The organism is Thiothrix litoralis, from assembly GCF_017901135.1.
GTDB lineage: Bacteria > Pseudomonadota > Gammaproteobacteria > Thiotrichales > Thiotrichaceae > Thiothrix > Thiothrix litoralis.
This window is the reverse complement of record NZ_CP072801.1, coordinates 1,041,163-1,062,907: the sequence shown is the minus strand read 5'-3', so window position 1 is coordinate 1,062,907 and position 21,745 is coordinate 1,041,163. Positions and strand designations below refer to the sequence as shown.

At 52.9% G+C, this 21,745-nt stretch carries 25 protein-coding genes and 1 CRISPR repeat array (1 of these 26 cut by a window edge); of the genes, 21 read left to right on the top strand and 4 right to left on the bottom strand.

The window, feature by feature from the left end:
* Positions 1-25: 25 nt before the first annotated feature.
* Complete coding sequence (locus J9253_RS05100) at positions 26-601, bottom strand: DUF2452 domain-containing protein (RefSeq protein ID WP_038141092.1); 576 nt, start codon at positions 599-601, stop codon at positions 26-28.
* A gap of 9 nt (positions 602-610) precedes the next feature.
* A complete protein-coding gene (locus tag J9253_RS05095; protein ID WP_210223591.1) occupies positions 611-853 on the bottom strand; it encodes a TIGR03643 family protein in 243 nt (80 codons plus the stop codon).
* Positions 854-1,010: 157 nt separating this feature from the next.
* Here J9253_RS05095 and J9253_RS05090 point away from each other — a divergent pair, with 157 nt between their 5' ends.
* The 10 genes from J9253_RS05090 (at position 1,011) to J9253_RS05045 (ending at position 8,934) form a co-directional block, all read left to right on the top strand.
* Positions 1,011-1,280, top strand: a complete 270-nt coding sequence (locus tag J9253_RS05090; RefSeq protein ID WP_028489093.1) for an HNH endonuclease family protein — start codon at positions 1,011-1,013, stop codon at positions 1,278-1,280.
* A complete protein-coding gene (locus J9253_RS05085; RefSeq protein WP_210223590.1) occupies positions 1,277-2,593 on the top strand; it encodes an ABC1 kinase family protein in 1,317 nt (438 codons plus the stop codon). The genes J9253_RS05090 and J9253_RS05085 overlap by 4 nt, the downstream gene beginning before the upstream one ends.
* Before the next feature lie 36 nt (positions 2,594-2,629).
* Positions 2,630-4,195: an ATP-binding protein gene (locus J9253_RS05080; RefSeq protein WP_210223589.1), complete on the top strand. Its 1,566-nt coding sequence runs from the start codon at positions 2,630-2,632 to the stop codon at positions 4,193-4,195.
* A gap of 7 nt (positions 4,196-4,202) precedes the next feature.
* The gene (locus J9253_RS05075) at positions 4,203-4,604 is read left to right on the top strand and encodes a hypothetical protein (RefSeq protein ID WP_210223588.1); all 402 of its coding nucleotides are present in this window, start codon (positions 4,203-4,205) and stop codon (positions 4,602-4,604) included.
* Positions 4,507-5,019 carry a DEAD/DEAH box helicase gene (locus J9253_RS05070; protein ID WP_210223587.1) on the top strand — a complete coding sequence of 171 codons (513 nt, stop codon included), beginning with the start codon at positions 4,507-4,509 and terminating at the stop codon, positions 5,017-5,019. The genes J9253_RS05075 and J9253_RS05070 overlap by 98 nt, the downstream gene beginning before the upstream one ends.
* A complete protein-coding gene (locus J9253_RS05065) occupies positions 5,016-5,843 on the top strand; it encodes a DEAD/DEAH box helicase (RefSeq protein WP_210223586.1) in 828 nt (275 codons plus the stop codon). The genes J9253_RS05070 and J9253_RS05065 overlap by 4 nt, the downstream gene beginning before the upstream one ends.
* Positions 5,844-5,972: 129 nt before the next feature.
* Positions 5,973-6,680 (top strand): hypothetical protein, encoded by a 708-nt coding sequence (locus tag J9253_RS05060; RefSeq protein ID WP_210223585.1) that lies wholly within the window; start codon positions 5,973-5,975, stop codon positions 6,678-6,680.
* Positions 6,581-6,844 (top strand): GIY-YIG nuclease family protein, encoded by a 264-nt coding sequence (locus J9253_RS05055; protein ID WP_228291509.1) that lies wholly within the window; start codon positions 6,581-6,583, stop codon positions 6,842-6,844. Before J9253_RS05060 ends, J9253_RS05055 begins: the two co-directional genes overlap by 100 nt.
* Positions 6,845-6,896: 52 nt before the next feature.
* Entirely contained in the window at positions 6,897-7,580 is a 684-nt protein-coding gene (locus J9253_RS05050) for a response regulator transcription factor (RefSeq protein ID WP_210223583.1), read from the top strand.
* The gene (locus J9253_RS05045) at positions 7,561-8,934 is read left to right on the top strand and encodes a sensor histidine kinase (protein ID WP_210223582.1); all 1,374 of its coding nucleotides are present in this window, start codon (positions 7,561-7,563) and stop codon (positions 8,932-8,934) included. The genes J9253_RS05050 and J9253_RS05045 overlap by 20 nt, the downstream gene beginning before the upstream one ends.
* A gap of 10 nt (positions 8,935-8,944) precedes the next feature.
* On the opposite strand, the gene J9253_RS05040 is transcribed toward J9253_RS05045, so the two are convergent.
* A complete protein-coding gene (locus J9253_RS05040) occupies positions 8,945-9,370 on the bottom strand; it encodes a hypothetical protein (protein WP_210223581.1) in 426 nt (141 codons plus the stop codon).
* A gap of 73 nt (positions 9,371-9,443) precedes the next feature.
* Here J9253_RS05040 and J9253_RS05035 point away from each other — a divergent pair, with 73 nt between their 5' ends.
* The 10 genes from J9253_RS05035 to cas2 all read left to right on the top strand — a co-directional run bounded on the left by J9253_RS05035 (position 9,444) and on the right by cas2 (position 20,140).
* Positions 9,444-9,770, top strand: a complete 327-nt coding sequence (locus J9253_RS05035; protein WP_228291508.1) for a TraR/DksA family transcriptional regulator — start codon at positions 9,444-9,446, stop codon at positions 9,768-9,770.
* A 23-nt stretch (positions 9,771-9,793) separates the two neighbouring features.
* Positions 9,794-10,078: a putative hemolysin gene (locus J9253_RS05030; RefSeq protein WP_210223580.1), complete on the top strand. Its 285-nt coding sequence runs from the start codon at positions 9,794-9,796 to the stop codon at positions 10,076-10,078.
* 89 nt (positions 10,079-10,167) lie between these two features.
* Positions 10,168-12,507 carry a hypothetical protein gene (locus J9253_RS05025; protein WP_210223579.1) on the top strand — a complete coding sequence of 780 codons (2,340 nt, stop codon included), beginning with the start codon at positions 10,168-10,170 and terminating at the stop codon, positions 12,505-12,507.
* Positions 12,508-12,574: 67 nt separating this feature from the next.
* Positions 12,575-14,818, top strand: a complete 2,244-nt coding sequence (gene cas3 / locus J9253_RS05020) for a CRISPR-associated helicase Cas3' (protein WP_210223578.1) — start codon at positions 12,575-12,577, stop codon at positions 14,816-14,818.
* Between the two features lie 12 nt (positions 14,819-14,830).
* Positions 14,831-15,493 carry a type I-C CRISPR-associated protein Cas5c gene (cas5c, locus tag J9253_RS05015; protein WP_210223577.1) on the top strand — a complete coding sequence of 221 codons (663 nt, stop codon included), beginning with the start codon at positions 14,831-14,833 and terminating at the stop codon, positions 15,491-15,493.
* The gene (gene cas8c / locus J9253_RS05010) at positions 15,490-17,217 is read left to right on the top strand and encodes a type I-C CRISPR-associated protein Cas8c/Csd1 (protein WP_210223576.1); all 1,728 of its coding nucleotides are present in this window, start codon (positions 15,490-15,492) and stop codon (positions 17,215-17,217) included. Before cas5c ends, cas8c begins: the two co-directional genes overlap by 4 nt.
* A complete protein-coding gene (cas7c, locus tag J9253_RS05005; protein WP_210223575.1) occupies positions 17,214-18,101 on the top strand; it encodes a type I-C CRISPR-associated protein Cas7/Csd2 in 888 nt (295 codons plus the stop codon). Before cas8c ends, cas7c begins: the two co-directional genes overlap by 4 nt.
* Before the next feature lie 6 nt (positions 18,102-18,107).
* On the top strand, positions 18,108-18,743 hold the full coding sequence (cas4, locus tag J9253_RS05000) for a CRISPR-associated protein Cas4 (RefSeq protein ID WP_210223574.1): 636 nt from the start codon (positions 18,108-18,110) through the stop codon (positions 18,741-18,743).
* Complete coding sequence (cas1c, locus tag J9253_RS04995; RefSeq protein ID WP_028487918.1) at positions 18,740-19,774, top strand: type I-C CRISPR-associated endonuclease Cas1c; 1,035 nt, start codon at positions 18,740-18,742, stop codon at positions 19,772-19,774. The genes cas4 and cas1c overlap by 4 nt, the downstream gene beginning before the upstream one ends.
* A gap of 75 nt (positions 19,775-19,849) precedes the next feature.
* A complete protein-coding gene (gene cas2 / locus J9253_RS04990) occupies positions 19,850-20,140 on the top strand; it encodes a CRISPR-associated endonuclease Cas2 (protein WP_210223573.1) in 291 nt (96 codons plus the stop codon).
* Positions 20,141-20,229: 89 nt separating this feature from the next.
* Here cas2 and J9253_RS04985 read toward each other — a convergent pair whose 3' ends face one another.
* Positions 20,230-21,330 (bottom strand): RNA-guided endonuclease InsQ/TnpB family protein, encoded by a 1,101-nt coding sequence (locus J9253_RS04985; RefSeq protein WP_210222513.1) that lies wholly within the window; start codon positions 21,328-21,330, stop codon positions 20,230-20,232.
* A 37-nt stretch (positions 21,331-21,367) separates the two neighbouring features.
* Here J9253_RS04985 and J9253_RS04980 point away from each other — a divergent pair, with 37 nt between their 5' ends.
* Positions 21,368-21,535, top strand: coding sequence for a hypothetical protein (locus tag J9253_RS04980; protein WP_210222514.1), 168 nt, complete (start codon positions 21,368-21,370; stop codon positions 21,533-21,535).
* A gap of 208 nt (positions 21,536-21,743) precedes the next feature.
* A CRISPR array of direct repeats spans positions 21,744-21,745; the repeat unit is 37 nt; it runs 1,252 nt beyond the window's last position.

Sequence of the window (21,745 nt, the reverse complement as noted above, 5' to 3'; positions counted from 1 at the left end):
CCCCGGCTTTAGCCGTGGGGAGTAGTCAACCATCACTCCTTTCAATCGTCTCTAATTGCCGCTGTGCCTGCTGATAACTCAAGCCAGCGATACCTGACAGTTGCATCGACTTACCCAACGAACTCGCCAAAGCCGAGGCAAACACCCGCTGGTAAAACGGCAGCGCTTGCACATAGACGGGTAACGCCTCATCCAATGATTGACTGGCTTGCAAGGCTTGTTGAAAACGTTCGCGCCGAGTCGCGATAAACGCCATGAAGCTCTGATCATGGCTGGCTTCTTCACTCAAGGTCAGCGTCCACGCAAGGTCATTGTGCAACTCACAACAACCAATAACCTGATCAAACGTGCCGACACTCCATTGCTGTGGCGCCATCAAGGATAACTGGAAACGCTCACCGTAACGGTACAGCCAATAGCTGCGCCCCCTCACCGGCTTGAAGCTAAAGCGGCTTTCCAGAATAAACATTGATGTAAACAACTCAGCAGCAATCTGCTCAACCTGTTTGGGTAAGACAATGACCCCTGACTTCGCCCCACCCAAAGCAGCCAGCACCGGAACCAGCCCTTTGCCTTGTGGGTTTGGATTTTTATACGTCATGCTTTGCTCCTAACGAGTACGCTGCGATGGGCACACAAACCGCCCCACCCCAAACCCGCGCTTGCCGAGGTGCTTAGTGGTGCGCCCCGCCATGCGCTTGCGCCACATCCGAAAACTGGAGGGTTGCATCTGGTCGCGCATCAGTTTGATGACCGCCGCTTCATTGAGCGCGTATTGGGTTTGAATAGCCTCAAACGGGGTGCGATCTTCCCACGCCATTTCAATAATCCGGCCAATATCAGCGACGTTCATTTTTTCACCTTCCTTACCAGTCAATTACGCTATTATCCCAATCAGAACACGTCTTGTCACACTCTTGTATAAATACCAGATACAAAGCAAGACTAATTGCAAAGTTTGCATACAAAAAACACACTCACCCGCTAGGCTATTGTGAAAGGAAACCTCCATGTACCGAGCCAAACTGCAAGCCCAACTCAAATCCCTCAGCACGATTAACCCCACCACCCAATGCTGGGAATGGCAGGGGCAAATCAGCAATAGTGGGCGTGGGCGCATCATGATTCAGGATGACGGAATGCCGCGCACTGTCGGTGCAGACGATGCCAGTTACATCGCGTTTTTCGGGGAAATCCCGCCGAAATCGCTGGTACGCCAAACCTGCGGCAATCGCCTGTGCATCAACCCTGAACACCTCGAAGCGATGAAATTGCCATGAGTACTATCGACGAAAAACACAACGCCAGTGTCCCGGCCGGACGGTTGGCACGCATGGCACGCCTAGGCTCACTCGCCACAGGCGTTGCAGGTGGCATGATTGCCGAAGGCGCACGCCAACTCGCCCAAGGCAACCGCCCCACAGTCAGCGACTTGCTGCTCACCCCGGCGAATGCCAAGCGCGTGGCCGATGAGTTGGCACGCTTGCGCGGCGCAGCGATGAAAGTCGGGCAACTGCTGTCGATGGATGCGGGCGATATGCTTCCCCCCGAACTCACCGAGATCCTCTCGCGGCTGCGTTCCGACGCCAAACCCATGCCGTTAAGCCAACTCGCCAAAGTGCTGGATGAGAATTGGGGCAAAGGCTGGAACACGCACTTCCAGCAATTTTCTTTCCAACCCTTAGCGGCGGCTTCCATCGGGCAAGTGCATTCGGCGCAAACCAAAGACGGGCGGCATCTGGCGCTGAAAATCCAGTACCCCGGCGTGCGCGAAAGCATCGGCAGCGACGTGGATAATGTCGCGACCTTGCTGCGCATTTCCGGGCTGATCCCCAAAGGCATCGACTACCAGCACCTGTTGGAAGAAGCCAAACTGCAATTGCATCAGGAAGCCGATTATTTGCAGGAAGCGGCGCACATGCGTCATTACCAAACCCTGCTGGTGGATAGCCCTGAATTTACGATCGCGACAGTGCATGACGATTTCACCACCGTGAATATTCTGGCGATGGATTACATTGGTGGTGTGCCGATTGAATCGCTGTCGAGTGCGCCGCAAGAAGAGCGTGATCGCGTCATGACCTTGCTGATGAGCTTATTATTCCGCGAAATCTTCGACTTCCGGCTGGTGCAGACCGACCCGAATTTTGCCAATTACCGCTATGACCGCGCCACGCAGCAATTGATCCTGCTCGACTTTGGAGCAACACGCGCCTACCCCACCAGCATTGCCGAAGGCTACCATCAGGTGATGCAGGGCGCTGTGCAAAAAGACCGCGCCATGATGGATGCGGGTGCGACGCAAATCGGTTTCTTCCAGGAGTTTATTCGCCCAGAACAGCGCGAAGCGGTGCTGGACTTGTTTGTGCAAGCCTGTGAACCACTACGTTGGGATGGCGTGTATGATTTCGGCACGTCGAATCTGGCAACACGTATCCGCGATGCGGGCATGGCCTTGAGCATGGAACAGGACTATTGGCATACCCCACCAGCGGATGCGCTGTTTTTGCACCGTAAGCTCGGCGGGCTGTATTTGCTGGCGGCGAAGCTGCGGGCGCGGGTGGATGTGGGTGGGTTGTTCGCGCTAAAATGAATGTGGTGTTGTGGAAGCAGAAGCTGTATTACCGTTATGAAAAGACTACCTGTTGGCATTAGCACTCTCGCTGATTTTGTCTACGACAATTACCTCTACGTGGACAAGACTCCCTATGTCCGGCAACTGGTCGAGTCGGGCAAATACTTCTTCCTATCGCGCCCGCGCCGCTTTGGCAAATCGCTGCTGGTCGATACCCTCTACCAATTGTTTCAAGGCAATGAGGCATTATTTCGCGGTTTGCACATCCACCCGCATTGGGATTGGTCAGTATCATACCCTGTGATCACTATCAGCTTTGCCGATGGTGGCGGTCACAACAGCACCGAACTGGACGAAAAAATCCGTGAACACCTGATCATTAACCAAGAACGCCTAGGGCTTGAGCCTTGCAAAATGCCGAGCCTCTCCGGTTGTTTCGGCGAATTGATCCGCAACGCCAAAGCCAAATACGGGCGCAATGTAGTGATACTGATTGATGAGTACGACAAACCCATTCTGGATAACATTGAAAACGCCACCGAAATTGCCACTGACATGCGCGATACCTTGCGCAGTTTTTATTCGGTGATCAAAGGACAAGATGCCAATATCCGCTTTGCATTGCTGACAGGGGTGAGTAAATTCTCCAAAGTTTCGTTATTCAGCGGCTTGAATAATCTTAACGACATTACCATTGATGCGCGTTACAGCGCCCTATGCGGCTACACCCAAACAGAGTTGGAACACACCTTTGCTGATTACCTGCAAGGGGTCGACCTTCCCACGATGAAACGCTGGTACAACGGTTATGGCTGGCTAGGTGAGCGCGTCTACAACCCCTTCGATATACTGCTGTTTCTGGATAAAGGTAAAAAATACCTGCCACATTGGTTTGAAACGGGTTCACCCACGTTTCTGGTCGATGTGCTGAAAAAACGGCGTTTCCATTTGCCCAACCTCGAAGCGGTGCGCATGGATTACAAAAAGCTGGGCGATTTTGATGTGGATCGTTTGAATATCGAGACGCTGTTGTTCCAGACCGGCTATTTGACGATCAAACAGGAGATAAACAATGGCGAGGGGCGAGCGCCGGATTACCTATTAACCTACCCCAACCACGAAGTGCGCTACAGCTTGATGGGCTACTTTTTGGATAATTACCTCACCAACACACCACACGCTTTAGGCACGGTGAGCGAAGCCTTGTACTGCGGCGATTTGCCCGCATTTGAACAACATATCCGCAGCCTCTTTGCCAATATTGCTTACGAAAACTACAACAAGAATCCGATGGCGCAATACGAAGGCTATTACGCTGCGGTCATCTACGCCTATCTGTGTGCGTTGGGCATGGAAACGCAGGTGGAAGTCAGCAACAATCAAGGGCGGATTGATATGACCATTCGTTTTCAACGCCCCGATGGCTTGCGGCAGGTCTACATCATCGAGTTCAAAATGGTCAAGGGCACAGAAGGCGATGGCAGCGCAATGAAACAAATCAAGGAAAAAGATTACGCCGCGCCGTATCGGGATGGGCAACACCAGATTACGCTGCTGGGGATGGAGTTCAGCGAACAGGCGCGAAATCTGGTCGGGTTTGAGTGGGAACAAGGGGCTTAACCATGAAATGTTTAATGGTACGTCAACCGTGGGCAAGCCAAATTGCCAACGGCAGCAAAACCGTGGCGACTTGCTGATTGGTGCAAGCAAAAATATGGCAGGGCAGCGCATGGCAGATGGCACGCCCTACCCCTCTGGCATGGCGATAGCCCACGTTAAACTGGTGGATTGCGTCCCCTTCAATGCCAAACAACACGGCAAAGCCGCTGGCTGTGACCGCGACACCGCGCAAGATTGCGAAGACTCCGGCGACTGGGCATGGATTTTCGCCGATGCCCGCGCCATCGAACCTTTTCCCGTCAAGGGGCGTATTGCATACGCCCTCTTTGGTGACCCCCACCAACCTCGTCAACGTCACCTACGCCCAAACCAGCGCCAGCATCAACACCAACCCGCAGGGAATGCGTGACATGCAAGCCCGCGCCTTCGCCGCCCGTGATGCGCAATACTTGCTGCTCAAAGCGCCCCCTGCTTCCGGCAAATCCCGCGCCCTGATGTTTTTGGGGCTGGATAAACTCTACAACCAAGGCGTGAAAAAAGTCATCGTCGCCGTGCCAGAACGCTCCATCGGCAGCTCGTTTTCCAGCACCAAGCTCAGCGAACACGGCTTTTTTGCTGATTGGGAACTCAACGATGATTACAACCTGTGTACCCCCGGCGGTGAAACCAGCAAGGTCAAAGCCTTTCAGCAATTCCTGGATGACAACGCCGCCACTCTCCTGATTTGTACCCACGCCACCCTGCGCTTTGCCTTTGAAGGCTTGGAAACCAGCCGCCTCAATAATACCTTGCTGGCCATCGATGAATTTCACCAACCAAAGTGACCTACAACTACTACGAGCAGCTCAACGGCTATACACACTTGAAAACGTTGGGGATTGGCTACCACTTTTATCAGGGGCGTTACCTCACCGCTATCGGGGAAATTCTCGATACCGACAAGAAAACCATCCTGCACATTCCCAACGTTAACGCGGGCGAGTCCACCAAAGACAAACGTAACGAAGTCGACCGGATACTCGACATTATCGGGCGTGTCACCCATCAGGATGCCACCACAGGCGTCATTTTTGTGGAACGTACTGACGGCAAGATCATAAAAGTCGCCGATTTGGTCAATGACACCCCCAAAGACCGCGACAAGATCGTCGCCTACCTGCGCGACATTAACAGCGCCGCTGACATGGATCTGATCATTGCGCTCGGCATGGCTAAAGAAGGCTTCGACTGGCCTTTCTGCGAACACGCCTTAACCGTGGGTTATCGCGGTTCACTCACCGAAATCATCCAGATCATCGGGCGAGCCACTCGCGATAGCCAAGGCAAACCCCACGCGCAATTCACCAACCTGATTGCCCAACCCGATGCCGCCGATGCACAGGTCAAGCTTTCGGTGAATAATATGCTCAAAGCCATCACCGCCTCACTGTTGATGGAACAGGTACTCGCCCCCAATTTCACCTTCAAAACCAAACGCTTTGACGATGAGGAAGACACCCCACCGGGCACGATCAAAATCCGGGGTTTCAAAGAACCCAGCTCCCGGCGCGTGAAAGACATTGTGGAGTCCGACCTCAACGACCTCAAAGCCGCCATTTTGCAAGACAGCACCCTCCTGAAAGTCTTGCCGGGTGAATTTGGAAAGTGATTCAGGAAACCATCGACGCGGGGCGCATTGCGATGACGGATGAGGAGGCGGTGATTTTGTACCGCGACAAAATCGGCGTCTTCCTGAAAACCCACGTAGGTTTACTGGAAGTAAAACCGCAAACCAGTCATGTATTTGCAAGGCTTGCGCGAAGATACGGAAAAAATGGCGGCGTTATTGCCGTTGGATCGCTTCCTGTTGTTATTGGGCGGCGATTTAGGTGAAAAGGATGACGACAATATTTTCAAGCTCAAACACGTCACGGCTGCCGAACGTGCCAGCGCCGAACTGATTGCTAAACGCAAACCCTGCAAACATTTCGCGGCACATGAGGCCGATTTCGCGCAAGTGCAACAAGAACTCAAAGCAGGCACGCGCCAATTGCTGCGCTTCAATGACAAAGGTGAGCAACTGGTCGCAGGCGCGTATTACGTGTTGGGTGGCGTTTTGCTGAAACTGGCAGCGATTAACTTCACCTCACAAGAAAAAACCGTCGCGGGCAAACGGTTTCGCAAAGATGGGCGCACCTACTGCATTTTTGAGAATGGCACAGAATCCAATATGCTGTACCGCTCACTGGCCAAAGCCTTGTATCAGGATGGCAAGATCGTTTCTGACAGCAATACCCAAATTCAACAGGACTTCGCGAAACGCTTTGGCGGTGTCACGGAGGAAGATACCGTGACAGGCTACGTGTATGTGCTGCGTTCTTTAAGCCAAGACCCCGCCATTCGTGGATGGCAGATGTTGAGGTGGTGGCAGAATACCAAACCTATAACCTCAACCCGCAAAAAATGGAATGGCTGCTACACACATTTTTCGCGGAAAGCTGTTTGAATCTGGATGTGTTTGATAGCAAAAGCAAACGCCACATGCCACGTGAATGGTTTATTGTGCCGTTCCCCCTGATCGAGACGACGATTGGGCTGCTGTTGAATGAACAGATTAGGGATTACCGTTACAATGCCGTTAATCAGCGAATTGTCGGACTGAAGTGGTAACATTACAGGATGTTCACCACACAAAACCCCGCAGTGTTTTATCCTTAAGCCTATGAATATCCTGATTGTTGAAGATGACCGCCAAACTGCCAGTTTCATCCAGAAAGGTCTGATGGAAAGTGGCTATGTTGTTGACCACGCCGCTGATGGCGAGGACGGCTTGCACCTTGCCCTGCAAGGCAATTATGACGTGCTCATTGTCGACCGGATGTTACCCAAACGCGACGGGCTTTCGCTGATCCAGACGCTACGGGCGCAAGGGCTGCAAACCCCGGTGCTGATCCTCAGCGCCCTGGGGGATGTCGATCATCGGGTGGAAGGCTTACGTGCCGGGGGGGATGATTACCTCGTCAAACCCTATGCGTTCAGCGAATTGCTGGCGAGGCTGCAAGCGCTGTTACGCCGCACCCAACCCGTACAGGAATTCACCACGCTGAAAGTCCGCGATCTAGAACTCGACCTGCTGAAACGCCGCGTCACCCGTGGCGGAACCGTCATCCCCTTGCAACCGCGTGAATTCAACCTGCTGGAATACCTGATGCGCCACGCCGGGCAGGTCGTCACTCGCACCATGCTGCTGGAAAAGGTCTGGGATTACCACTTCGACCCGCAAACCAATGTGATCGACGTACACATCAGCCGTCTACGCGGCAAGATCGACAAGGATTTTGACACACCATTGCTGCATACCATCCGAGGCGCAGGGTATCTGCTACATGACCCGCAAGCTGCTTAACACCTCGGTTTTTCGCCTGTCTCTGGTCTACGCGCTGCTGTTCAGCGTGGTAGCGGCAGGTGCATTGGGTTTCATTTACTGGATGGCCAAAGGCCAGATGGGGCAGCAAACCGATGCCCGCCTGCAACTGGAAACCGATGCCTTATTGGCGATGTACAGCGAACTCCCGGTAGACCGTTTCACCACCATCATCAGTATGCGCAACAGCGAAAATGGCTCACGCTATCTGGTAGCACGGCTGATTCACCGCAGCCAGCACGATTTCGCCAAAGATCTTGAATTTGAGCCGGTCAACAACAACCCCACCCAAGGCGTTGCCACCCTGCCACTGAGCGAAGTGATCGGTAAAAACCGCAGCTCTGAACCGGCGCGTTTAATGCTGACTATTTTGCCGGGCGGCTACCAATTACTGGTGGTGACGGATCTGAAGGAGCAGCATACCCTGCTGAATCGTCTGCTGGAAACGGTCTTGGCCGCTATCGGCATCATCTTCGCACTGGCACTGGCAGGTGGTATCGTTATGAACCGTCACGTCCAACACCGCATCAATGCAGTCGGGCGCACCGCCAACAACATTATCAGCGGCGACCTGTCACAGCGAATGCCTGTCACCGGGCGTAACGATGAATTCGACAGTCTCAGCCATGTGCTCAACACCATGCTGGCGCGAATCGAGCAACTGATGCAAAGTATGCGCGAAGTCACCGACAACCTTGCCCACGACCTGCGCAACCCCCTGAACCGCTTACGTAACCGGCTGGAGTCCAGCTTATACCACCCCAGCGCAAGCACCGATTACCCGCAACTGATTCAGGACACGATTCAGGATGTGGATGAACTGATCAAAACCTTCAACGCTCTGCTCAGCATTGCACAGGTAGAATCCAGCAGCCAACGTCAGGACTGGGAACAGGTGGATTTAAGTACCCTGACCGAAGAGCTTGCCGATCTATACACGGCAGTGGCGGAAGAAGACAATCTCACCCTCAATCACCATGCCGACGCTGATTTGCACATCCACGGCAACCGCCAATTGCTGGCGCAAGCCATCACCAACCTGCTCGACAATGCGGTGAAATACACCCCGGCAGGCGGCATTATTCAACTGGATGCTACTCGGCAAAACGGTAACATTATCATTACCGTTAGCGACAACGGCCCCGGCATTCCCGCCGAACAACGCGAACAGGTCTTCAAACGCTTTACCCGGCTTGACAATGCCCGCAGTACACCCGGCAACGGGCTGGGTTTAAGTCTGGTGAAAGCCGTCGCCGAATTGCATGGCGCAAGCGTGCAGTTAGCGGATAATCAACCCGGTCTCAAGGCCAGCCTGAAACTGCCTGCTTCGCGTTGATTAATGCGGATTATTTACCGTTGAGTTTTTGCAGCGCATCCTGACCAATACCTTGAGCCGTATCAGCAGTCGCACGATTAACCGCTTGCACCAGATCGCTGGCGGGGATAGGCATTCCGTTGATCATCATCGAGGTCGGGGTGTTGGCGTATTCACCCATGGTATTACGGTAATCCATATCCGGGCTGCTCAGACCGTAAATGCACACCGCTTGGGAAACATCCGTGGCGGGCTGGCCTTCCAGAATAAAGTCCAACGTTACTTGCCATTGCACGCCTTTCTGTTCGCTCTGCTGTTCGGCTTGCCAAACCACGGCCTTGTTGCCAGCCAGTGCCACCGTGACAGCCTTACAGGTTTTGAGCGGTGAATCCAGCCCATGACCACCGGAACACCCGGCTAACACACCCACGATGGTTACGATTACCAGTCTGCGCATTTATTACTCCCTCTCTTGCACTACATCATGCCGGAAACCCGACAATGCGTTATCATCATCCTTTGGATTTCCAATGAGAACAGAAAACATGTACGAAGAAAAGCATAAGCATCTAAAAGAACTGGAAAAAGTGCTAGCAACACGCATTGAAAGTGTCAGCACTGACCTGAGTCATGAACACGACGCCGATTCTGCCGAACAAGTAACCGAGCGCGAAAATGAAGACGTGTTACGCAACTTGAAGGAAGAAACCCGGCTCGAACTGAAACAGGTACGCAGCGCCCTCAAGCGGATTGAAAGCGGCGAATACGGCACTTGCGCCACTTGCGGCGAAGCCATTAGCCCTGCACGGCTGGATGCCCTGCCGTATGCGACGCTTTGCATCCGTTGCGCCCGTTAAATGTAGTGAGATTAGGAGTCAATATGCGTTTGAGAATAGGTTTCACCCTGAGCATGGCACTATTACTCAGTGCTTGTGCCAGTACCCCGACACCCATGACGGCTAACCCGCAAATAGCGCGTGCTGCCAGCCCCGCTTCCCTGAACTGCACCCAGAATCATGGCAAACTGGAAATTTACCAAACCCCGGAAGGCGAAAAAGCCAACTGCCTGCTTCCCGGTGGCAAAGTCTGCGACGAATGGGAAATGTTCCGGGGCAACTGCCCTACCCGAACCGTCAACGCTAATATGGGATTTTTGGGTCTTTAAAACAATCCATAAAAATAATTAATTAAATGGGAATTTTCAGTGATAGTCCTTGTCTAATAGAAACCTGACAAAATCATTGAAGGTCACGCATGAATACTGGAACCAAAGGGGCTATTTCGCGTTACTTATGCCGCTTGCCAAGCCTGAGCGTTGCTGTCGTACTGCTACTCGCCGGTTGCGGTGGTGGCACTAATTCTGGCGGCGACACAAGCAACCATACGGGTAATGGCGGCGCAGGCGCAGTCACCACCAGCGGTCGCCTGCTGCTGCTTGACCCGACCCGTAACAATGCCAGTACGGCTATCAGCGGCCTGCAATATTCGGATAACGGCAGTGTGAGTGGCGCAGATGGCAGCTTTAGCGTCGCCAGCGGCAATAGCCTATTGCTTTACCTCGGCAACAATACCCCACTAAGCGTTCCCGCCAAAGCCAGTGTCACCCAGCAGGATATTGCCGCCACTACCTGTAGCAGTAACGCCGACCCAACGGCTTGTGCCTACACGCTCAGTAAAAATCTGGAACGCTTTTTACTGAGCATGGATAGTGACCGCAATGCTAGCAACGGCATCCAGCTTTCCCCCAATGCCAACAACTTGAATATGGCATGGACGGTTTCCACTGACCAGTTTGAAGCCGTGTTGGCGCAACAACTGGCGGCTTATGGGCAAACCCCGGCGGCCTTGTTCAAACCTTCGCTGGGTATTAATAGTGAAGCGCCGCAAGCTGAACAAAACAGCATCTCATCGCCCATTCCCTTTGCTGATATTTTTCGTGTTGCCCGCCCTTTGCGTGAATATTCCTGTCAAGACACCGCTTATGATGCATACGGCTGGGCAACCACACCACCCAGCTCCACCTGTCTTGTCCGTACCTTCCTACTGGATAGCGCCACACAAGGCCAAGTGCCTAACGGACGCTACAGCGTATTGTATGAAGGCACCGGCAAAATAGACTATTCTGGTTACGCCAAAATAGTCAGCAGCACAGCGGGGCGTGATGAAATTGACATTAACCTACCCGCCAAACTGGATAGCGTCGCCACCAATAACCGCATCGGTTTACGCATTACCAGCGGCACTGTCAAAAATATTCGAATGATCATGCCGGGGGGTATCTGTGAAGGCAAACCGTCCACACGGGTAGACAGTGCGGCGAATTGTCCAGCCGGACAATACCGCAGCTTTGAAGATACCTTACGCGCTGACCGCAATGCTATTGTATTTAACCCAGATTACTTGCGTTTCCTCAAAGACTTCCGCGTCGTGCGCATGATGAATTTGATGGAGGCTAGCCCCAGTTACCTCACCTGTGCACAAACCGAGGTCGGCAAGCCGAATAGCTTCATCCGAGATGCCAATAACAATTTGATCTTCGACCAAACCTGCATGACTCAAGAATTCCTCTGGGATCAACGCAGCAAGATGAGCGATGCCGTATGGGGTGCATCCGGCAATATCGCGCGTCTGGAGCGTTACGGACGGGGTGTACCCATCGAAGTACAAGTCGAACTAGCCAACCAGTTAAACGCACACCCGTGGTTTAACATTCCGCACAATGCCTCTGAAACCTACATCAGGGAATTTGCCCGCTACGTTGAAGCACACCTCAACATCGGCCTAAAAGCCCATGTCGAATACAGTAATGAAGCCTGGAATGGGATCTTCTGGGCATATCATTACATGCTCAAAAAAGGTGAAACACTAGGTGATCCTACCGATCCGTGGCGCGGCGCTAATTTCTATGCCAAACAAGCCAGCAAAGTGTTTCAGATTTGGGAAGATGAATTTGGTGGTACACAACGCCTGATTCGCCTGCTGGGGACATACCAGAATGATGCCAACCGTACTGAAAGAATGCTGGCCTACAGCGATACCCGACAATATGTAGATGCCATTGCCACGGGCGGCTATTTCTATGCTTGCTGGCGGAATGATGACGCTAAACTGCCTGCTTGCAATGATGGCAACAAAATCCCCAAGCCGCTGGTGAATGCCACCTCTGTTGATGATATTTTTGACGCGATTGATAACCCGAACGACCCGTTTGGCATGGAAGGTCTTAAGAACCAGTTCATTAAGCAAGTGGCGGTCGCACAAAAGTATGGTAAAGCCCTGTATGCGTATGAAGGCGGACAACACCTGACCATTGGTGGAGAAATCGCCACCGATCGTAAACAAAACATGCTGGATTTACTTCAAGCTGCCAACCGTGACCCGCGCATGGGCGAACATTACCAACGCTTGTTGGAAACGTGGAAAGCGGCGGGTGGGCAAACCTTCATGCTGTTTAGCGTGCCACACACCTTCAGCCAGTATGGCAGTTTCGGGATTAAGGAAAGCCTGAATCAGCCCCGCAACAGCGCACCGAAGTATGACGGGGCAATGAAGTTTCAGGAGGGACAGGGGCAGTGTTGGTGGAGTGGGTGTTAATGGTTATTTACAAACCCGCATAGAATAAATAATAATCACCCCAGAGTCAGGTAGCAAGGGGCGATTAATGGGCAAATCACGCCCGATAGCACATGTGCGTTTTGATGAACAAGGTCAAGCCATTGAGCATTGGCTGGATGATCATTTACGCGATGTTGCAGCACTGGCAACACAATATGCCAATACATTCAACAGTACCGACTGGGCGCATGTCGCCGGAATCTGGCACGACCTCGGCAAATACAATCCTGAATTTCAACGCTACATCAGCGACAAAACCGGCTACGTAGCCGCCAATGCACATATCGAAACTGACCATGCTCCCGGCAAAGTCAATCACTCCGCTGCGGGTGCGTTATACGCCATACAGAAACATCCCGCATTGGGCAGAATTCTGGCCTACTTGATTGCAGGCCATCACTCCGGCTTACCCGACTGGGTGAAAGATGATGCTGATGGGCGTTCGCTGGAAGAAATCCTACAAGACAGTATCCATCTCGACAAAGCCCTGCAAGTCCCCGTTCCAGCCGATATTCTGCAAACCAAAATGCCCACCTCTCCGCCTGTGGATGGCATTGATAACGCTGCTTTGTGGATACGGATGCTGTTTTCCTGCCTCGTGGACGCGGACTTTCTGGATACCGAACGGTTTATGCAGGAAGACAAGTTCGACCAGCGCGGGCAATACCCCGAAATAGCCAGTCTGCTGACCCGTTTCAACCAGCACATGGCAAGTTTTGCAGCCAAAGCAGCCGATACCCCGGTCAACCGTTTGCGGACACAAATTCTGCGTGATTGCCGGGGCGCAGCGCCAAAACCACCGGGCATTTTCTCCCTGACCGTGCCCACGGGTGGCGGCAAAACCTTATCCGGTATGGCGTTTGCATTGGAACATGCCATCCAGCACGGTAAGCAGCGCGTCATTTACGCCATTCCCTACACCAGCATCATTGAGCAAACCGCCAATATTTACCGCAACATTTTCGGCAACTGTGTGGTGGAACATCACAGCAATCTCGACCCCGATAGAGAGAATGCTCAAAGCCGTTTGGCAGCGGAAAACTGGGATGCACCGATTATTGTGACCACCAATGTGCAACTGTTTGAATCGCTGTTTGCCAGCCGCACCAGCCGTTGCCGCAAGCTGCATAACTTGGCGAACAGCGTGATCGTACTGGATGAAGCACAATTGTTGCCACCCGAATTCCTGAACCCGATTCTGGGCGTGATGAAGGCTTTGGTGGAACATTATGGCGTAACGTTTGTGCTCTCCACGGCTACCCAGCCCGCGCTGCACACCTATCACGACCCGTTTGGCAAAGCGGTGGTGCAAGGGTTTGATGCTGAGCAAATCAGCGAAATCATGCCTGATCCCGCTGCCTTGTTCGTGGCACTGGAGCGGGTAGCAGTCGAGTTACCCGCTGACTTGGTTAGCGAACGTTCGTGGGAAGATTTGGCAGAGGAAATCGCCGAACGCGATTCCGTGCTGGTCATTGTCAACACCAAGCAGCAGGCGGCGGAACTCTGTCGTTTATTGCCTGCCGATACCTATTACCTCACCACCAATTTGTGCGGGGAACACCGTTCCGAGAAGCTGAAAGACATTCGCCAACGCTTGCAAGACGGCGAACCCGTGCGGGTAGTCAGCACACAGTTGATCGAAGCCGGGGTTGATGTGGATTTCCCGGTGGTTTACCGGGCATTGGCGGGGCTGGACTCAATTGCACAGGCTGCCGGACGCTGTAACCGTGAAGGCAAGCTGGTAGAACAAGGGCGCGTGGTGGTGTTTGTGCCGCCACTCAATGCCAAGTTGCCAGGGCATCTGGGGCGGTCTGTCACCGTGAGCCGTTCCTTGCTGCCGACTTTCACCGCAGCGCCGTTACACCATTCGCACTTTCAGACCTACTTTGAGCATTTCTATGCACGGGCGGAGTCACGGGACAAACATGGCATTGTTGATTTGCTTGCCCAGAATGCGCGTGAGTTGAAAATCCAGTTTCGCACCGCTGCCCAGCGTTTCAGGCTGATTGATGATGAGGGCTCTGCGGTGCTGGTGACATACGGCGATGGCGCAAAGCTGATTGAACAACTGAAATTCATTGGGCCGAAACGTAACCTGATGCGCAAGCTGCAACGCTACACCGTGACCGTGCGTGAACAGGTGAAAAAGCGTTTGGTGCAGGCGGGCGACATTCGCGAACTTGCCAACCTGCCGGGGGTTTACGAGCAGATTACGCCCGGCCTGTATGACCAGAAACTTGGATTATTGGTCGATGGCGTATCGCTGTCTGCCGAATCCTTATACCTATGAGGTAAAGCCACTATGCAAACGTTTTGTCTGGAAGTCTCAGGTGATTTTGCCTGCTTCACCCGCCCGGAAATGAAGGTGGAGCGGGTGTCTTACGATGTCATCACGCCTTCTGCTGCCCGCGCCGTGTTTGAGGCGATTTTCTGGAAGCCTGCGATTCGCTGGCATATCCGCCGGATTGAGGTGTTGAAACCGATTCGCTGGATCAATTTGCGCCGCAATGAAGTGTCCGGGGTTGTACCTGCGGGGGCAGTCAAATCTGCGATGAAGCAGGGCAAAGGCAATCTTGGCATGTACGTGGAAGAAGACCGCCAGCAACGTGCTGGTTTGTTCTTGCGGGATGTGCGTTATCGGCTGCACGCTGAGTTTGAAATGCTGAACAACAACCCGGAAAACAATCCGCTCAAGTTTGCTGAGATGTTCAAACGCCGCGCCAGCAAAGGGCAATGTTTCAACCAGCCTTATCTGGGCACTCGCGAATTCTCCTGTGATTTCCGTTTGGTTGAAGCGGATACCGCGCCAGCACAACCGTTGCCCGAAACGCGGGAACTGGGCTGGATGTTGTATGACATGGATTTTGCCGATACCACCAACCCCATGCCGCGCTTCTTTCAGGCCAACATGCAAGACGGCGTTATTCACGTTCCGGCATGGGATAGCGAGGAGATACGCGGATGATCCTGCAAGCCCTCTATGACTACTACCAACGCAAATCAGCCAGTGCAGATTCTGCTTTAGCCCCCGCCGGATTTGAGTACAAGGAAATCCCCTTCATTCTGGAGATTACGGCTGATGGCAAGCTGGCGCAGATTGAAGATACCCGTACAGGTGATGGCAAAAAGAAGCGGGCAAAGTCCGAACGTGTGCCACAAGGGGTGAAGAAAACCTCCGGTGTTGCCGCCAATCTGTTGTGGGACAACGCCGAATACGTGCTGGGTATTGATACTAAAGACAAGCCAGAGCGGGTGAAAGAACAACAAGCCGCTTTTGCCGAGCGCATCCGCCAATTGGCTATTACTGAACAGGACACAGGCATCGCGGCGGTACTGGCCTTTCTGGACAGTTTGGATACCGAAACATTACAGCAGCAACCACAATGGGAAGAGATTGCCGCCAGCAACCCCAACCTGACATTCCGTTTACAGGGGCAATCACACTTGGTCTGTCAAAGCCGCAAAGTGCAAGCTGCCTTGATGAATGCCGCCAGTGACGATAATGCCAAAGCCACTTGTTTATTGACGGGTGAACAGGCTGAAATTGAACGTCTTCATCCATCTATCAAGGGCGTCTGGGGAGCGCAAAGTTCTGGGGCAAACATCATTTCCTTTAACCTCGATGCCTTCACCTCTTACGGCAAGAGTCAGAGTTTCAATGCACCTGTCAGTAAAGAGGCGGCTTTTGCCTATACCACGGCGTTGAATCACCTACTGAGTAAAGACTCCACGCAGCGGATGCAGGTTGGGGATGCTTCCACTGTATTTTGGGCGGAGAAAGAACACCCGCTGGAAGATGATTTCACGGCTCTATGGGGTGCGGCAGACAGTAAAAAAGATGATCCCGACCGCAATACCAATGCCGTAAAAGCCCTGTATAAATCAGTGCAGGAATACGGGCGTAACCCGGCTTTGGGTGAAGAAACCCGCTTTTTCATTCTGGGGCTTGCACCTAATGCAGCGCGTATCAGCATCCGTTTCTGGCATGTGGGAACGGTACGCGAAGTCAGCCAGCGGATTGTCGATCATTTCGACTATTTGGCGATTGATCGCCGTGAGCATGAGGCGGAATTTCTGCCGCTGTGGTTGTTGCTACGTTCAACCGCGTTGCTGGGCAAAACCGAGAATGTTCCGCCGAATCTAGCGGGTGATATGATTCGCTGCATTCTGGAAGGCTTGCCTTACCCACAAACACTATTGGCTTCAGCGGTGCGGCGTATCCGTGCGGAGCAGGAAGTTACTTACCCACGGGCGGCTTTGCTCAAAGCCTATTTGAACCGACTTAATCCAACGGAGAATCTTGCCGTGTCACTTGATCTTGAAAATGCCAATACGGGCTACCGTTTAGGTCGCCTGTTTGCCGTGCTGGAAAAAATCCAGGAAGAAGCGCAACCCGGTATCAATGCCACCATTCGTGACCGTTATTACGGGGCAGCTTCTGCCACACCGGTCACCGTGTTTTCCACGCTGTTGAAATTGAAAAACCATCACCTGAGCAAGCTGGATAACAAAGGCCGGGTGAGCAACTTTGAAAAACTGCTGGGTGAAATTCTGGGCGGCATTGTGGATTTCCCAGCTCATTTACCCTTGGCGGATCAAGGCCGCTTTGCGATTGGTTACTACCACCAGCGCCAAGATTTTTTCAAAAAACGTGAAACCAAAGATTCCAACCAAGGAGACTCCGCATGAGCCTGCAAAACCGTTATGACTTCGTACTGCTGTTTGATGTGAAAGACGGCAACCCCAATGGCGACCCGGATGCAGGCAATCTGCCGCGTGTTGATGCCGAAACCGGGCAAGGTTTGGTGACCGATGTCAGCCTGAAACGCAAAGTCCGCAATTTCATTGGGCTGCTGAAGGAAGAACAGCCACCGTATGAAATCTACGTCAAGGAAAAAGCGATTCTGAATAAGCAGCATGAACGCGCCTATCAAGCCATTCCCGGCGGTGCAGAAATATTGGCTAGCGATGATAAGAAACGCAAAGGCGGCGACAAGGTAGAAGAAGCACGTCAGTGGATGTGTCACAACTTCTACGATGTGAGGACGTTCGGTGCGGTTATGTCCACTGGGGTGAACTGCGGTCAGGTACGTGGGCCGGTGCAAATGACATTCGCCCGGTCGGTTGATCCGGTGATTGCCAGCGAGCATTCGATTACCCGGATGGCGGTAGCGACCGAAAAAGAAGCCGAAAAGCAGGATGGTGACAACCGCACAATGGGGCGCAAGTTCACCGTGCCTTATGGTTTGTACGTTGCGCACGGCTTCATTTCCGCGCATTTGGCCGATCAAACAGGCTTCTCTGACGGCGATCTGGAACTGCTGTGGCAGGCATTGGGCAATATGTTTGAACATGACCGTTCTGCTGCGCGTGGCGAAATGTCTACCCGTGGTTTGTATGTATTCAAGCATGACAGCAAGCTGGGTAACGCCCAAGCCTTTAGCTTGTTTGAGCGTATCAAGGCTGAGTTGAAAGATAAGCACGCAGTGCCACGTCACTTCAGTGATTACACCGTCACGGTGGACGCAGACAACTTGCCCAACGGTGTGGAACTGCTGACATTGGTGGGGTAATGTTTAATGGCTGAACTCACCCCCATCATGCTCTCGGCGCTGCAACACTACAGTTATTGCCCGCGTCAGTGCGCCCTGATCCATCAGGAGCAGACCTTTGACGACAACGTGCATACGGTACGTGGGCATTTGGCGCACGAGCGAGTGGATAGCGGTGAAAGTGGCACGGAATATGGTGTGCGGGTGGAGCGTTCGTTGCCTTTGTACAGTGAGCGCTACGGGCTGACGGGGCGGGCGGATGCGGTGGAGTTTCTCGAAGATGGCACGCCCTACCCGGTCGAGTACAAGCAGGGCAAGCGCCAGAAAAAAGCCCATGATGATGTGCAATTGGTCGGGCAAGCCTTGTGTCTGGAGGAAATGACGGGCATGGCTGTGCCGGAAGGGGCGATTTTCCACCATAAAAGCCGTCGCCGCCGCGCTGTGCCGATAACACCGGAATTGCGCGACTACACCCTTGGTTTGATTGCCAAGGTGCGGGCGTTGCTGGAGTCGGGGAAAATGCCGCCGCCCGTGGATGAGCGTGCTTTGTGCAAGGAATGTTCGTTGCAGGACAGTTGCCAGCCGGATATTGCAGGCAATCGGGCGCGTATCCGCCGCTTGCACGCTACTTTGTTTGAAACCGACGACGGTGGGGATGTGTGAAACAATTACTCAATACGTTGTACGTGTCCACTGAGGGCGCATACTTGCGGCTGGAAGGCGAAACGCTGGTGGTGATGGTGGATCAGACCAAAAAAGGTCAGGTTCCGCTGCATCATTTGGGCGCGATTGTGTGCCTGGGGCGGGTTAGCATGAGTCCGGCATTGATGGCGCGGAACATGGAAGACGGGCGCAGCATCGTGTGGCTGAATGAACACGGGCGGTTTCAGGCGCGGGTGGAAGGCCCTGTGAATGGCAATATCTTGCTGCGGCAGGCGCAATTCCGTGCTGCTGATAAGGTGGACATTGCGCTGGAAATCAGCAAGGCGTTCATCGCGGGCAAGTTGCGCAATAGCCGCAATGTGTTGTTGCGTAGTGCGCGGGACAGCAAGGATGAGGAGGCTAAGGCGCAATTGGTGCGGGCGGCTAAGTCGCTGGGGATCAACTTGCGTAATCTGGCTCATGCGGAATCGGCGGCGTCGGTGTTGGGACTGGAAGGGGATGCGGCGCGGGTGTATTTCGAGCAGTTCAATACCATGATCAAGCCGCAGATGCGTGAGGAATTTGAGTACAAGGGGCGTAGTCGTCGCCCGCCGAAGGATGCGGTGAATGCGTTGATTTCGTTCTTGTACGCGCTGTTGTTGAATGATTGCCGCAGTGCGCTGGAAACGGTGGGGCTTGATCCGCAACTGGGGTTTTTCCATGTGGTGCGCCCCGGTCGGCCTGCGTTGGCGTTGGATTTGCTGGAAGAATTCCGCGCGGTGTTGGGTGATCGGCTGGCGTTGACGCTGATCAATCGCGGGCAGTTGCGCCAGAAGGATTTCGATTTTCGCCCCGGTGGTGCGGTGATGTTGAACGATACCGGGCGCAAAACCGTGATCGTGGCGTATCAGGAGCGTAAAAAGGAAACCTTGCAGCATCCGGTGCTGGAAACGCAGGTGGAAATTGGTTTGTTGCCGTTGCTGCAAGCGCGGATGTTGGCGCGTTATTTACGCGGGGATGTAGAGGCATATATCCCGTTCTTTAACAAATGAGTGAAGAAAAGAACCCCTCACCCCAACCCCTCTCCCTCAAGGGGCGAGGGGCTATTGCGTGGATTGGAGAAATGTATGTTGGTATTGGTGAGTTATGATGTTTCGACGCTGGAGGCGGCTGGGCGCAAGCGTTTGCGGCGGGTGGCGAAGGTATGCCAGAACTATGGGCAGCGGGTGCAAAAGTCGGTGTTTGAGTGTCAGGTGGATGCGGCTACGCTGGAAATCTTGCAGGATGCTTTGTTGAAGGAAATCAGCCTGACGGAAGACAATTTGCGCATCTACCGCTTGACCGAGCCGCTGAGCCGTAATGTGAAAGAGTATGGCAAATTCCGGGCGACTGACTTTGAAGCGCCGTTGATTCTTTAAGTAATTTTGTGTTTATGGATCAGTTTGTTACGGACTTTTCGCCGGAATTTTGCTATACTGGGGCAGTAAGATTGACATCCTCCCCACGGCTAAAGCCGGGGGATTCCTCCTGCGAGACGGTAATGTCCTACCGCGAGAATGTTCCGGGCTGCATTGACATCTCTGTCAAGTAGTGCCCCACAGTCGGGGCAAGTCCATTCTCTTATTCCAAGTCCTGCTCTACCTTTCGGACTGTTGACAGAAATACTTCCGCAACACGAACAGGCTTGGGTACTGTACGCTTCGTTGACTTCGAGAAACACGCCTTGCATCGCTTTCGATTTTGCATCAAGTTGTGTTTTCAGCATTGACCACCCGGCATCCAATACGGACTTAGCCATATTGGTTTTGACGAGTGCCTTACTGCTGACGTTGCCGACAACGATTAATGAATTTTCACGCACCAGCTTGGTGGTGAACTTGTGCAGGTGGTCAGCCCTGCGGTTTTTAACCTTGGCGTGGATAGCCTTGACGCGCTTCTTTTTGTTGGCGCGTTGGGCTACCGCCAGTTGCTGTTCAGCATTGCGGTAGAACTGCTTTGATTCCAGTTTTAAACCGTTGCTACAAGTGGCGGTATCTTTCAGACCAAGATCAATCCCGACTTCACCGCGCCCTGCGACTTCAACAACGGGCACTTGCACCACGACATTGAAATACCAACGTCCACGGGAATCCTCGGTGAAAGAGCCGGAACGGAAGTCGTACTGCGACAAGCCGTAGCTATCCCACACTTTGAAAAAGTGCTTGTTGTAGCGAACTTGTCCGTCCTTCCACACGGCTGCACCTGATTTGAAGGGAATCCAGCCCAGTGAACGACGGCTACCGCCAGACACACGCCAGCGTAGCTTATCTTTTTTGAACTGTTTGCGAGCTTTAGCGTGTGCCTCCGTTACTTCCTGCACCGTCTGCGAGTGAATGGTGAAACCGCGTGCCTTCTTGAAAATGGCTTGGCTTTTGGCTAGGTCAAATGCTGTGAAGGTGTTACGAATCCAGCCAACACCCGGAACAGGAACATAGCTGTAGTCTGCGGTAGTCGCATTGGCTTCATTCCAAATTTGGTTACACTCGAACGCCCACTGCTTTAGGACAGCAGCGTGCTTGTCCTTGACGCGGACTTTGAGTGTTTTCAGGATGGTGGCTTCTGTATTCATGTGGTATATTCTACACTCAGTTAACTAGGAGAACAACATGGAAAGCACAAAATACGCATCAGTCAGGGTGAAAGTTGAAACCTATCGTGACTTGAAAAAAGCCGCGATAGATGAAGGCATTCCATTCACACAGTTGATTGACAAGCTGCTTGCTCTTTACCAAGAAAGAGAAGTTAGCCAAAGACGCTTATATCCCCATGCCTAAAGGCAGGGGTATTACGCGATTTGTGATAAGCTACGCGAACCCTTAGCTATGCCGAAAAAGCGGGGGGGTTCGCGGATTTTTAACTTGTTGATTTTCATGGTACTTTAAATGTCTTCCTTCTATTATTCTTACATTATTAACTGGAAGTGGATTGAAACGCGCAACCCCTCGAAAAATCTCTTGTATTTTATGCCCTTACACACGGGCTAT

What these genes read in the sequence shown, in the direction of transcription:
- J9253_RS05100 (WP_038141092.1), bottom strand. Translation starts at nt 601, where the DNA reads ATGACGTATAAAAATCCAAACCCACAAGGCAAAGGGCTGGTTCCGGTG.
- J9253_RS05095 (WP_210223591.1), bottom strand. Translation starts at nt 853, where the DNA reads ATGAACGTCGCTGATATTGGCCGGATTATTGAAATGGCGTGGGAAGAT.
- J9253_RS05090 (WP_028489093.1), top strand. Translation starts at nt 1,011, where the DNA reads ATGTACCGAGCCAAACTGCAAGCCCAACTCAAATCCCTCAGCACGATT.
- J9253_RS05085 (WP_210223590.1), top strand. Translation starts at nt 1,277, where the DNA reads ATGAGTACTATCGACGAAAAACACAACGCCAGTGTCCCGGCCGGACGG.
- J9253_RS05080 (WP_210223589.1), top strand. Translation starts at nt 2,630, where the DNA reads ATGAAAAGACTACCTGTTGGCATTAGCACTCTCGCTGATTTTGTCTAC.
- J9253_RS05075 (WP_210223588.1), top strand. Translation starts at nt 4,203, where the DNA reads ATGTTTAATGGTACGTCAACCGTGGGCAAGCCAAATTGCCAACGGCAG.
- J9253_RS05060 (WP_210223585.1), top strand. Translation starts at nt 5,973, where the DNA reads ATGTATTTGCAAGGCTTGCGCGAAGATACGGAAAAAATGGCGGCGTTA.
- J9253_RS05055 (WP_228291509.1), top strand. Translation starts at nt 6,581, where the DNA reads ATGGCAGATGTTGAGGTGGTGGCAGAATACCAAACCTATAACCTCAAC.
- J9253_RS05050 (WP_210223583.1), top strand. Translation starts at nt 6,897, where the DNA reads ATGAATATCCTGATTGTTGAAGATGACCGCCAAACTGCCAGTTTCATC.
- J9253_RS05045 (WP_210223582.1), top strand. Translation starts at nt 7,561, where the DNA reads ATGACCCGCAAGCTGCTTAACACCTCGGTTTTTCGCCTGTCTCTGGTC.
- J9253_RS05040 (WP_210223581.1), bottom strand. Translation starts at nt 9,370, where the DNA reads ATGCGCAGACTGGTAATCGTAACCATCGTGGGTGTGTTAGCCGGGTGT.
- J9253_RS05035 (WP_228291508.1), top strand. Translation starts at nt 9,444, where the DNA reads ATGAGAACAGAAAACATGTACGAAGAAAAGCATAAGCATCTAAAAGAA.
- J9253_RS05030 (WP_210223580.1), top strand. Translation starts at nt 9,794, where the DNA reads ATGCGTTTGAGAATAGGTTTCACCCTGAGCATGGCACTATTACTCAGT.
- J9253_RS05025 (WP_210223579.1), top strand. Translation starts at nt 10,168, where the DNA reads ATGAATACTGGAACCAAAGGGGCTATTTCGCGTTACTTATGCCGCTTG.
- cas3 (WP_210223578.1), top strand. Translation starts at nt 12,575, where the DNA reads ATGGGCAAATCACGCCCGATAGCACATGTGCGTTTTGATGAACAAGGT.
- cas5c (WP_210223577.1), top strand. Translation starts at nt 14,831, where the DNA reads ATGCAAACGTTTTGTCTGGAAGTCTCAGGTGATTTTGCCTGCTTCACC.
- cas8c (WP_210223576.1), top strand. Translation starts at nt 15,490, where the DNA reads ATGATCCTGCAAGCCCTCTATGACTACTACCAACGCAAATCAGCCAGT.
- cas7c (WP_210223575.1), top strand. Translation starts at nt 17,214, where the DNA reads ATGAGCCTGCAAAACCGTTATGACTTCGTACTGCTGTTTGATGTGAAA.
- cas4 (WP_210223574.1), top strand. Translation starts at nt 18,108, where the DNA reads ATGGCTGAACTCACCCCCATCATGCTCTCGGCGCTGCAACACTACAGT.
- cas2 (WP_210223573.1), top strand. Translation starts at nt 19,850, where the DNA reads ATGTTGGTATTGGTGAGTTATGATGTTTCGACGCTGGAGGCGGCTGGG.
- J9253_RS04985 (WP_210222513.1), bottom strand. Translation starts at nt 21,330, where the DNA reads ATGAATACAGAAGCCACCATCCTGAAAACACTCAAAGTCCGCGTCAAG.
- J9253_RS04980 (WP_210222514.1), top strand. Translation starts at nt 21,368, where the DNA reads ATGGAAAGCACAAAATACGCATCAGTCAGGGTGAAAGTTGAAACCTAT.